Genomic DNA, 11,816 nt, shown 5'->3' on the forward strand with positions numbered 1-11,816 from the left:
CTAATCTATAAATATCTTCGGACTTTATGTATTATGAATGGAGGTTGCTGAAATATTGATATGTTCGTAGATTCCAAGTATGCAATCTTTTTCGTTCCATTTTATATTCTTAAAAGTTACTCTACAGGCAATATCCTTCCCAGTGGCGGAATGTAGCCTTATATCTTCGCTATAAGCCTGGTTTTGGTTTATAGGCTTGTTTACGGAATCCAGGACATGTCTGTATCTCAGCGGATATAGATCTGTGATGTTCATCTTTTTAAGTTCATCTGCAGAGTACCGTATCCATTTCTCAAGTATCTTATTTGTATAAAGCAACGCTCCCTTTTTATCGGTTACAGTGATCCCTTCTTTTACATTGTCAATCAATATCTGCAAATCCCTGATTTCCTTTTGGGCGGATGACTTTTTGTGCATATTTGATAGGACTTCCCCGATTTGTTTTGCTATCGTTTCGAGATCATGTCTGGATTTGTCGGGGATCTCATATTCAGAATGCGAAGACAGATAGAGAGCAGCTATTATCTCGTTCTGGTATCGAATTGGAATTATTGCAGTTCCATGCAAGCCTTCATACCGGAGGTTCTTGCCGGTGGTGATTGCGCTGAGTTCGGAGTGATGTTTATACACCGCCTGTCCACTCATAACAAGGCGTGTCTGGACTGAATTCCTTTCATAGTGGGAGGTGCTATTCACAAACTGCTCAGACAGCCCGTGGTGAGTTACAAGGTCCAGATTTCCTGTTTTATCGTCAACAAGGTACAGGGCTCCCGAATCAATGGGTGTAATTCTCAGTGCAAGGTCCAGTAGCCTGTTGAAGACCTCGCTATTTGATGTGGCAGAACTGAGAACACTGTCAAGATCATACTGCAGGTGCATGAAATCATTGGCGTGCTTTCTTTCTGTGATGTCTACAATGATACCTTGCAAATACGTTACTTTTCCATCCTCATCATATTTGATAAAAGTCCTTTCATCTATCCACCTGACATCTCCAAATTTTGTCATTATTCTGTATTCCTGATTGAAATCAGTCTGTCCCGCATCGATTCTTTTTGCAAGTTCTTTCTGGACCCTTTTCAGGTCATATGGGTGTACTATGTCGGCGTAGACCAGCTTACCTGACAGGAAATCATTGACAGTGTAACCAAACTGTGTTATATTCTCTGAGACGAATTCAACAGGCCAGTCTTCTTCAGCCCACCATATGAATACGACTGCAGGGCTGTTCTTAATAACATCAGAAAGGACTGATTTTATTTCACTTGACCTTTTCAATTCTTCCATATACTGGTACAATTCTTCATCAGACAGTTTTTGCTGGATTATATTCCACATTCCCTGCATGAGTAATTTTAACTGCCTCACATCTGTAGATGTATAATCCTGTCCCTTATTGGCAACACCCACAATCCCCGCAATTCGACCACCTTCAAAAATAGGAACACTCAGATTTCTCTGAATTAATTTTTGATCAGTATCTTTCTCAGCTAAATATTCATTGTTCATTATGGGGGTGCGATGGTAAAGTGCTTCATCCCAGATACTGTAACTCTCTGCCGGAGCCTTATCGGAACTCTGTTTGCCGTTTGACCAGGAAATAACCGCATAGTTTGTTTCCGTTTCATCCAGAAATGCCAGAAAGCCGATCTTGCTTTCAGTTAGTGAAACTGCCTGTTCACGCGCATAATCCATAATTTCCTGAATTGAGGAATCAGGCATGGCATATAGTTTTAAAAGGGCTTCATGGCGTTTTTCTTCAAGGTAGAGGGCGTTTTCCACATTCTTTCTTTCTGTTATGTCAACAATTATGCCCTGCAGATATGTCACATCACCTGTATCATTGTGCTGGATTTTTGTGCGTTCATCCACCCAGCGTACATTTCCATCTTTTGTCAGGATACGATATTCTTTGGTGAACTGCCTGTTACCCTCTGCAACACACCGGGCCATCCCCTGGCGCACTTTCTCTATATCATCAGGGTGAACGATATCACCGTACACCAGTTTGTCTGATGTGAATTCTTCAACTTCATAACCGAATTGTGTAATGTTTTCCGAGACAAATTCCACGGGCCAGTCGTCTTCTGCTCTCCACAGGAAAACAATTACAGGGCTTGAATTGATTACTGTCTCGAGGGCCTTTTTCATCTCCAGGGCACCATCAATGATCTTTTTTTCTTCCATCTTCCTGGAAGTAATATCCATGATAATTCCTTCATAGTAGGTGTTATCCGGATTATGATGGATTATAGTACGTTCTTCGACCCAGCGTACATCTTTTTTCCCTGTGAGGATACGATAGGTAAGATTAAACTGTTCATCTCCACTTTCCAGATGTTTTTCCACCTCTTCACTTACTATTTCAAGGTCATCCGGATGGATTATGTCACTGTACCTTAAGGCGCCCGAAATAAAATCATCGGGAGTATAGCCAAAAAGAGAGATATTTTTAGAGACGAACTCCACAGGCCATCTGTCCTCTTCCTTCCATACAAAAACAATAGCAGGGCTTGCATTGACAATATCTTCAAGTACACTTTTCATTGTTGGGGTGTCAATACCTGCAGAAAAAGAACTGTCATTTTTCGGGGATGGATGATTGGGAGTTGCGATGGTATCACTTCTACTGATTGATCTTACTTATTAAAATTGGTATCTGAACACTTATATAATATACTGTATCGAATCAGCATTGCAATTGCTGTTTCCATATTTTTTCTCTTTCAATTCTGTTTTGTCTGTTGGCGGCACTGGATGAAGGCAATACTGCAGTATCGTATCCCTTTTCCTGTAACAAATACTCATATTTCCCGGCTCTTGTTTTTCCATTGAAAAGGATTTTACGTATGTTAGGTGCTATCACTTCAAGCAGGGAAAAATCATTGATAACCTCATACCTGATTTCAGAATCATCACTTCCCTTTCTTTCCGCTTCCCTGAAAACATCCCAGAGGCCTATTTTATGTTCTTTTAGGATCCTTAATTTTTCTGGATATTCCTTATTGTCAAGTTCCTCTCCGATAGCATCACCTGTGAGTTTCCAGAAATCATTTCCTTTATTGGCATAATATTGTTGTTGTCTGAGGGATTCTTCTCCTGGCAGGGATCCCAGAATTAAGATTTCGGTGTCCTGGTGAATTATCGGCTCAAGTCCTTTTTTTACCATCTACAAAATTGATGTGCCTATATTACAAAAGATATATGATACAGAGAAGGCTTATTCTACTGCCATGAGTTTTCTGAAAAAATGGTACGATAAAGTTTCCCGGAAGAAACAATTCACGACTCTTTATAGACGTGGTGAAGAAAGCTATGGGAATGGATATGTACTTTTTGAAATGGGCAATTATGAAGAGGCGCTGGATAAATACAATGAGGCGGCCGCTATATGGGGTGAACTGGAAAATAAATTAAGTGAGCTTGAAGATGATATGGAAGATGATCTGGCCACTTTGAGAAAAAAGTGCCAGAATGTTCTTTATAGCCGTTGTTTTGTCCTTTACAAAATGGGAAAGCATGAAGAGGCTCTTGAAGTGATTGATAGTTTTCTTGAAGATGACCCGGAAGATGCCGGTAAATGGTTTGGACATGGATTTGTAATGCAATCGATAGGAGAGCACCAAAAAGCGATTGAATCCTTTTCTAAATGTCTGGATCTGGATTCTGCTTTCTCAGATGCCTGGTATTGTAAAGCCACTCTTCTTTATCACAATGGTGAATTTACGCAAGCCCTTGAATGTTATGAAATGGCAGCCCAACATTCAGATGTCAAGGATTTTGCATTTCCACGATATTCATTTTTGAACATAAATCCAAAACCCAAACTTAAAAAAGATGCTGCAGGCATTTTATATGGGAAGGGTAATACTTTGTTCAAACTGGAACGGTTCGATGAGGCTATAGAAGCCTTTAATGGTGCCATTGATATAGAGCCAGAATCTCCCCAAATATGGCAGGGTCTTGCAAATACTTATTTGAAAATTGGAGACGAGGATAGGGCCGACAAGGCCTTTGCAAAGTTATTGGAACTTTATCCTGAAAACTCTCAGGCAAAAGACCACATTGAAACTGCCAACCCTGCTGAAGAGAAAGAGTGAATACCCTCAGTACATATATTTGTCTTCTTTTTCTTCCCATTCGGACAGCAATTGTTGGCATATTTTGCTGTCCAGCTTTTCCATATTCATTCCTGTATCAGTGTGATCATTACAGAGGGCCCTGTATATCTGTCCGTCGTCAAATCCGATTTTTTCTACCTCGGGTGTTGTTGTCCCATAATAAAGTGTTTTGATGCGTGCCCAGTACAGAGCTGACATGCACATAGGGCATGGGTAAGAGGTAGTATATATTTCGCAGTCAGACAGGTCAAATGTTCCCAGTTTTGACGAGGCTATCCTGATTGCCATTATTTCAGCATGAGCCGTGGGGTCATTAGAATCAAGCACTCTATTATGTGCTCTGGAGATTACATTTTTATCTTTTACAATTACAGCTCCAAAGGGCCCACCCAGGTTGTTTCTCATGCCCAGCCGTGCCTGTTCAATGGCAATTTCCATGAAATTATTCAGTGCCTTTGCCTCCGGCTACCCGTTTTTTAATTTCATCAATTTCATTTAAGAGGATTTCAGCGGCATCTTTTTCCCTTTGCCCTCCGCATTTGCAGGTAGTTTCCAGGCACTGGTCAATCAAGTCGAGAAATTTATTATCTCCTGTTAATTCATAACGAGTAGCGTGGACAGCTGCCTCAATAACTGCTGTAAGGCCCCGGTTAATGGCTTTTGGTCTATAATCATTGGCCACGGCATCCATTGGGATGATTTCTGCTGTCATAGCCTGTTTTGTATGTTTTATTTCATCGCATCTGAAAATAACACTGCTGGCTGAATTTTTTAGCATTGGTATGCTTTTTGAATCCAGGGGGTGGTATTTGAAATTCTCTTCTCCTAAATTGGAAAAAGTCGATTTAATAAAAAGTAAAGGGTCATAGGTCACATTGGCAGCAAAAATTTTATCCCGTTTCACATTTTCATAAGTTGTAGAACCTTTATAAAGTCTTATGAATACCCTGTTATCTTTGCGAATCAGGCCAATGGGGGCAGCATTGGGATTTTCCATGCCGGATGTTAATATGATCTCGGAAATTCCATCGCATATGCCGTATTTGTCAAGTTCTGAGATCTCCATCAAAACCGCATGCCTCCCAGGATTGAAAGGAAAAGTCCCCCTATAATTATATCTGCAGTTGAACCGGGATTTATTTTCTTTTTGAGTAAATCCTCATCAAGTTCAATTATTGAAGGAAGGGATGCTTCATACCCGGATGCTTTTATCTGTGTAACAATAGAGGTTGCCTCTTCTGAAACCTCAACTGCAGTTCCCCGGTTGAATTTAGTCTGTATGAATGTATCGGGATTGTTCGACAATAACTCGAGGAAAGTGTAAACAATGGAGCAATTTATATCTGTACAAATTCCTTTTCCTTCCATAAGGTCAGTAATTTGTTCACTGCACCAGCTGCACAGTTCAAAACCATGGGTCCACTCTTTAGCTATCATGTCGTAGTTTTTGGATATTTCCATCAATTCGAAAAGGCTGGTTTGATTTTTCCTTAAGTTTGTGATGGAATCCGAATCATTGAGATCAAGATCCTCTACATCCTGTACGCAGACATTTGCTTTTGCAAAAGCCTGATAGAAGTTAATAGAATCTTCAACATCTGTGTGCTTAACTATCCAGTGGGCTCTCTCAACTATTTTTTTTATATCAAACGTTTCATTTTCCTGAATCAGCTGACCTGCAGCTTTTGCCAGAGGCAGGAGGAGTAAGAACGCACCGAAATGTGTGTTTCCTCCTTTTTGCCATTTATTGCTTTCAAGCACGGCTTCTTTGAGCAATTCCCCTATCTTTTCTTTTCCGGAAGCAGCCCTTTCAAATACCGGATAAACACCTGTTGCAGATGCGAGGAAATGCTCATAACGTGTATCGACATAATCATGCATCCTGTCAATATTTCCGGGTTTGGGTGATGCCGATACTTCCAGTATCATTGCAAGCTGGGCACTGCGGGCAACTTCGGAGGGCTGTGTCTTGTAACAGGAGTTCATATCCCCACCGTTTATTTTTCTTTGGCGTGGTCGAGGATGTAGTCAGCCATTTGTTTTTTGAGTTTCATATACTCTTGTGGGGAGAGGTCTATAAGATCCAGCACACCATCTCTCATGAAACACGGTTTTGTGATTTTACAACACCATGCAAGACTGCCAAAGCAGGTACTGTCACCGTATTCAAGGGGGGTACCTTTTACAAATTCCATTTTCAGGTTTGCAAATTCCCGTGGACTGAAACCCAGTTGTTTGGCCTTATTATGTACAGCACAGGGTTTTACCGGGAGGCAGCAGAAAGTCAGTCCTCGCAGATCGCCCTGTCCTCTGCAAATATGTTTTGGAGCATTATACCAGCCGGTAATTTCCTGGAATTCAGAAACAGCCTCTACCAGGGAATCTATAATTTCCGGAGAGTCCATTGCCTGTCTTCCCACAGATACCATATCTGCACCTCTGGAAAACATCTCTTTTGCATCATCAAAATTCTGTACCGAATTATTGCCTATCAGGAATATACGTGTTGCATCCCGGATGCGGCGGATAGTGTCAAGATCGGCACCTGCACCTTCTTTCATGGCATCGACATGGATTATATCGGCACCTGCACTTTCAATTGCTTTTGCAAGTTGTATATCATCAACAACATTTGCCCTGATCTTGACAGAAAGCACGACACCAGTTTCTTTTATCTGTCTTATCCAGTCTGTAAGACGTGGGAGATCTTCCATAAGGGCCTCTCCAACTCCTGCTTCTTTCATCTCAGGTTGGCGGCAGTGTGCGTCCAGTTCCATTAATGCACCAGCATCCCTGATGATTTCTGCCGCATCAAGTAAGGGTTTAAGTTTACTGCTGCGCATGTTTATTCCCACTGTCCCATCGAAATCAACGGCATTTAGCTCTTTTGTGATATATTCGATTGGTTCCTGTGATACGAATTCTTTTCTTCCCCTTTCTATGAGTTCACATGCTGCAGCATTGGTTTTCTCATCAAGGTTGTATCCGCCCATTATCACAAGTGCGGCACTTTTGCCATAACTGTTTACGAATGAGCTGTCTGTAATACCCGCCATTGGAGCGATGGCGACTGGATTTTTGAAATGGATATATCCTATATTTAGGTCAAAAAGTTCTTGGGTCACGTTGAAAGCCTCTATTTCTCGTTGTTCAGGGATCATAGAAGAGACCTTCAGCATATTAATTTTACGAATTGAAAAATATGAGGTATAATAAAAAATAAAGGATCAATCAGTTCAGATCGACCCTTTCGGAAGTTGCAATGTATATGACACTTTCACATATGTTGCATGTATGGTCTGCAATACGTTCCAAGTACCTGAGAACAAACATCATTTCCACTGCATTTTCAATAATGGTTGAGTTGTCGATCATCATCTGGACCAGATCCTGCCAGCCTGCGTAAACATTCCTGTCAACGATGTCATCTTTTGTAGTGATATCTTTTGCCAGCTCGGTATCTAATTCTGCATAGGCTTTAATGGATTGCTCTATCATTTCTTCACATGTGGATATAATGGGTTTACATTCAGAAATTGAAAGAATCTTCTCCGCATCCATCTTTTTTATTCTTTTGGCCACATCTACTGCCAGATCGCCCATTCTTTCAAGATCGATTGATATTCGATAAGAAGCCGTTATCAGTCGCAGGTCACTGGCAATTGGCTGCTGTAATGCCAGTAATCTTGTGATTCGGTTTTCAATTTTTTCCTCAAAATCATTTACTGTATGATCCATTTCAATGATTTCCTGGGCAAGTGCTTTATCAAAATTTGCAAGTGCCTTAATCGATTTTTGGAACATTTCCTGAGATACGGCACTCATGTCAGAGATGTTTTGTTTTAATTCATCAAGTTCAGCGTGGTATTTCTCACGAACCATTTAATCACCCGAATCTTCCCGTGATATAGTCTTCAGTACGTTTTTCCTCAGGGTTTTCGAATATCTGGTTTGTTTCTCCAAATTCGATTATTTCTCCCATGAGGAAAAATGCGGTGTAGTCAGAAATTCTGGCCGCTTGCTGCATATTGTGGGTAACGATTACAATTGTGTAATCCTCTTTTAATTTAAGAATCAAGTCTTCTATCTTATTTGTAGATATGGGGTCAAGGGCACTACATGGTTCATCAAACAGTATTATCTCCGGTTCTACGGCCATGGTTCTTGCAATACAGAGTCTCTGCTGCTGTCCTCCACTGAGGTCCAGGGCCGATGAATCCAGCCTGTCAGATACTTCTCCGTAAAGAGCTGAATCCTGTAGGGTTTTATCCACAATTCCCTTTATATCTTTTTTTGAAACTTTGTGGATTTTTGGGCCATAGGCAATATTGTCGTAAACTGACATGGGGAATGGGTTTGGTTTCTGGAAAACCATGCCTACCCTCTTTCTGAGTTCGACTACGTCCACATCTTCATCGTAGATGTTTTTATTGTCGATTTTCACCCTGCCTTCAATATGACATACTTTAATAAGATCATTCATCCTGTTTATACAGCGCAGGAATGTGGATTTTCCACATCCTGAAGGACCTATAAGAGCGGTTACACTTTTGCTGGGGATTTTAATATTTATGTCCTGGAGGGCTTGATTGGATCCATACCATAGGTTGAGATCCTCAACTTTTATGTCTGCGAAATCATTAATTCCACTCATCTCTTATCCTCGAATAATTATCTGTGAAGTTTTTTCCTGTAATGTTTTCTGATAACAATTGCTATGCTGTTTATGAGCAGTACCAATATCAGTAACACAAGAGCAGTTCCGTACTGTATGGGCCTGGTTTCCGTAGGGTTGAGACCGGAGGTAGCCAGTATGAACAAATGATAGGGCAAAGCCATGAATTGTGAAAATACAGACTCCGGCAGACGTGGCAAAAAGAAAGCTGCACCTGTGAACAATATCGGGGCGGTTTCACCTGCAACCCTGCCGATACTCAGGATAATACCGGTTACGATTCCGGGTAATGCTTCGGGTAATACTATACTCCTTATGGTCTTCCATTTTGTTACGCCAAGTGCAAGAGAAGCCTCCCTGTGTGCCAGAGGAACAGTTATCAAGGCTTCTTTGCTTGCTCTGATTACCACTGGCAATATCAAGAGGGCAAGGGTAAGAGATGCCGAAATAATTGAAGGTTTAAATGCCAAATATTTGACAAACAATGCCAATCCGAACAATCCGAATACTACGGAAGGGGTTCCGGCAAGATTGTTGATTGCCATTTCAATAATCCAGGTTGAACGGCTTTCTTTTGCATATTCATTTAGGTAGATAGCTGAAAGAACACCAAGGGGAATTGCTACAGCCATGGATATGGCAACAAGATGTGCCGTTCCTATCAAAGCGGGATAGATGCCACCTTCAGTCATCCGGTTTCTGGGCATCTCAGTCAGGAATTCCCAGCTCATTATGCTGTATCCCTGTATTACAATGTAGAGTATAAGGATTGCTACAAATGCAACAACAATCCATATACATGCTCTGAGGAAACCAAATGCTAATTTTTCAGTAGTTCTTGGATCCAATCAGAGCCCCTCCTTGAGTTTATATTTTCTCTTTATCTTATCTGCAACCATATTTATTATAAAAGTTGTAATAAACAACACCGAACCAACCGCAAACAATGCATGGAAATGCGGGCTGCCTTTGGGTACTTCTCCCATTTCAAGTGCAATAGTTGCTGTCATTGTCCTGACGGGATCAAGAAATCCTTCAGGGAATCCAGGTATTATGGCCATGTTACCTGTTACCATCAATACTGTCATTGTTTCACCGATTGCTCTGCCTACTCCCAATATCACTGCGGCGGATATTCCGGAAAGGGCAGCCGGTAACGTTACTTTATAAATTGTCTGCCATAGTGTACTTCCCAGGGCTAATGAACCTTCTTTTAGTGCCTGTGGTACCGCATTAATGGCATCTTCGGAAATTGAAATTATTGTGGGTAGTGCCATCATTGCAAGCATTATAGAACCTGTAAGGGCTGTTTGACCTGTGGGTATATCAAAAATATCTTTTATAAGAGGGACCAGGACTACCAGACCAAAGAAACCGTATACAACGGAAGGTATGCCTGCAAGGATTTCAATGAATGGTTTTAGTAAGTCGGCGATTTTTGGGCTTGCCAACTCTGAGATATATATTGCTGCAGCAACGCCCAGGGGTACAGCTATGGCTATTGCGCCTGCTGTGACCAGAAATGAGCCGAATAAAAGGGGGAGTATTCCAAAACGTGGGGGTGTTGAAGCGGTGTACCATGAACTACCGGTTATGAAACCCGTAAAAGAACTTGTTTCGAATAACAGGTATCCATCTCTAAAAAGAAAAATACAAATGAAGAGAAGGACAACGACAGTCGTTGCCGCTGCTAAGAACAGGCTGATCTCAATGCCCTTCTCTTTAAGTTTTCTGTGAAACATCGCTCACCTCTAAGGGTTCATGCTTCAAATCATTTACTCAACAGGGAAGTATCCTACATCGTAGACGATCTCTGTACCTTCCTCACTCAGGATATATTCTGTGAAGTCTGCAGCAAGGCCGGTAGGCTGTCCGTCTGTGTAGAAGTGAAGGGGTCTGGCAAGTGGGTAGTCGCCTGCAAGGATGTTTTCGGAAGTTGGTGCAACCATTCCGTCTCCCTTGTTGACATCTATACCCTTTACGTTTTCATTGAGATAAGCAAAACCGATGTAACCGATAGCTGCATCGTTCTGTGAAACTGCCTGTACCACTGCACCGTTTGAGCTCTGTGCAAGTGCGTCCGGGCGGAATTCATTGTCTTCACCGAGTACTTCTTCGTGGAAGTAACCATAGGTACCGGAGCTGCTGTCACGGTTAATAACTACAATTTCTTTGTCAGGGCCGCCCACATCTTCCCAGTTGCTGATGGAACCGTCATAGATTCCCTTTATCTGGTCGTAGGGAAGCTGGTCTACGGAGTTTGCAGGGTTTACAACTATTGTGAGTCCGTCCCATGCGATTACGTGTTCTACAGGGTCAATTCCGTTTGATTCTGCTTCTTTGATTTCGGAGTCCTTCATCTTCCTGGAAGCCATTGCAATGTCAACGTCACCATCGATCAGGGCTGCGATACCTGTACCGGAGCCGCCACCACTGATACTGATTGAAGCCTCAGGATGATTTTTCATGTAGGTTTCAGCTGCTGCCTGTGCGAGGGGGAGCACAGTTGTTGAACCTTTTACATTAAGTTCTTCTGTTTCTCCGTCATTGCTGACACAGCCGGCGGTGAATAACGCCAGCACCATTATTAATGTAAGTCCTATTGAAAGTATTTTTGACCTTTCTACCATAGTTACATTATCCTTTTCCTTTTGAAAGCTTAAGCCTCGGAAAAAGTAATGGATACCGTACTTATAGTCTTTGCCGCAATATTCTATACTACACTATATTCCCACATATAGTCTATATAGGTATATTGTGCGTGTAATATCAGTGAACTTAAAAAAATAGAGGGTTATCATCAGGCTTTGCTTTAGGAGATTTATACGGGGAAGTACCCTACATCATTTATTTATGGAATCGAAAAAAGTGATTGAGTAGTTAATATTACTCGATCCCCAGTTTGACAGTTTCTACTCTATCTTGAAGAGAATGGCTTCTCTTTCAACCCAAAATTTTCATTTTTTTGTCAGGAAAAGCTATTTGACAGTTCAAACAATTTCATGTGAAAAACTCCGATT

12 protein-coding genes are annotated in these 11,816 nt (G+C 41.5%); 1 reads left to right on the plus strand and 11 read right to left on the minus strand.

All coding sequences use genetic code 11. The features are described 5' to 3' along the window. Nucleotides 1–24: 24 nt before the first annotated feature. Complete coding sequence (locus tag EFE42_RS09455; protein ID WP_123136995.1) at nucleotides 25–2,547, minus strand: PAS domain-containing protein; 2,523 nt, start codon at nucleotides 2,545–2,547, stop codon at nucleotides 25–27. Between the two features lie 142 nt (nucleotides 2,548–2,689). Beyond that, the gene (locus EFE42_RS09460) at nucleotides 2,690–3,169 is read right to left on the minus strand and encodes a DNA-deoxyinosine glycosylase (RefSeq protein WP_123136996.1); all 480 of its coding nucleotides are present in this window, start codon (nucleotides 3,167–3,169) and stop codon (nucleotides 2,690–2,692) included. 64 nt (nucleotides 3,170–3,233) lie between these two features. Between EFE42_RS09460 and EFE42_RS09465 the strand changes: the two genes are divergently transcribed. Continuing rightward, nucleotides 3,234–4,100: a tetratricopeptide repeat protein gene (locus EFE42_RS09465; protein ID WP_123136997.1), complete on the plus strand. Its 867-nt coding sequence runs from the start codon at nucleotides 3,234–3,236 to the stop codon at nucleotides 4,098–4,100. A gap of 6 nt (nucleotides 4,101–4,106) precedes the next feature. On the opposite strand, the gene EFE42_RS09470 is transcribed toward EFE42_RS09465, so the two are convergent. The 9 genes from EFE42_RS09470 to EFE42_RS09510 all read right to left on the minus strand — a co-directional run bounded on the left by EFE42_RS09470 (nucleotide 4,107) and on the right by EFE42_RS09510 (nucleotide 11,426). Then, nucleotides 4,107–4,559: a nucleoside deaminase gene (locus tag EFE42_RS09470; protein ID WP_123136998.1), complete on the minus strand. Its 453-nt coding sequence runs from the start codon at nucleotides 4,557–4,559 to the stop codon at nucleotides 4,107–4,109. Between the two features lie 4 nt (nucleotides 4,560–4,563). Next, nucleotides 4,564–5,187, minus strand: coding sequence for a DUF447 domain-containing protein (locus EFE42_RS09475; RefSeq protein WP_123136999.1), 624 nt, complete (start codon nucleotides 5,185–5,187; stop codon nucleotides 4,564–4,566). Further along, on the minus strand, nucleotides 5,187–6,107 hold the full coding sequence (locus tag EFE42_RS09480) for a triphosphoribosyl-dephospho-CoA synthase (RefSeq protein WP_123137000.1): 921 nt from the start codon (nucleotides 6,105–6,107) through the stop codon (nucleotides 5,187–5,189). Before EFE42_RS09480 ends, EFE42_RS09475 begins: the two co-directional genes overlap by 1 nt. Before the next feature lie 11 nt (nucleotides 6,108–6,118). Then, nucleotides 6,119–7,246, minus strand: a complete 1,128-nt coding sequence (locus EFE42_RS09485) for a methanogenesis marker 9 domain-containing protein (RefSeq protein ID WP_123137015.1) — start codon at nucleotides 7,244–7,246, stop codon at nucleotides 6,119–6,121. Nucleotides 7,247–7,352: 106 nt separating this feature from the next. Continuing rightward, on the minus strand, nucleotides 7,353–8,003 hold the full coding sequence (gene phoU / locus EFE42_RS09490) for a phosphate signaling complex protein PhoU (protein ID WP_123137001.1): 651 nt from the start codon (nucleotides 8,001–8,003) through the stop codon (nucleotides 7,353–7,355). 4 nt (nucleotides 8,004–8,007) lie between these two features. Further along, nucleotides 8,008–8,775, minus strand: coding sequence for a phosphate ABC transporter ATP-binding protein PstB (gene pstB, locus EFE42_RS09495; protein ID WP_123137002.1), 768 nt, complete (start codon nucleotides 8,773–8,775; stop codon nucleotides 8,008–8,010). Between the two features lie 17 nt (nucleotides 8,776–8,792). After that, nucleotides 8,793–9,644: a phosphate ABC transporter permease PstA gene (gene pstA, locus EFE42_RS09500; RefSeq protein WP_123137003.1), complete on the minus strand. Its 852-nt coding sequence runs from the start codon at nucleotides 9,642–9,644 to the stop codon at nucleotides 8,793–8,795. Continuing rightward, on the minus strand, nucleotides 9,645–10,538 hold the full coding sequence (pstC, locus tag EFE42_RS09505) for a phosphate ABC transporter permease subunit PstC (RefSeq protein WP_123137004.1): 894 nt from the start codon (nucleotides 10,536–10,538) through the stop codon (nucleotides 9,645–9,647). It abuts the gene before it with no gap. A gap of 33 nt (nucleotides 10,539–10,571) precedes the next feature. Then, nucleotides 10,572–11,426, minus strand: a complete 855-nt coding sequence (locus tag EFE42_RS09510; protein ID WP_123137005.1) for a PstS family phosphate ABC transporter substrate-binding protein — start codon at nucleotides 11,424–11,426, stop codon at nucleotides 10,572–10,574. Nucleotides 11,427–11,816 lie beyond the last annotated feature (390 nt).

This window comes from Methanohalophilus sp. RSK, assembly GCF_003722075.1.
Taxonomy (GTDB): Archaea; Halobacteriota; Methanosarcinia; order Methanosarcinales; family Methanosarcinaceae; genus Methanohalophilus.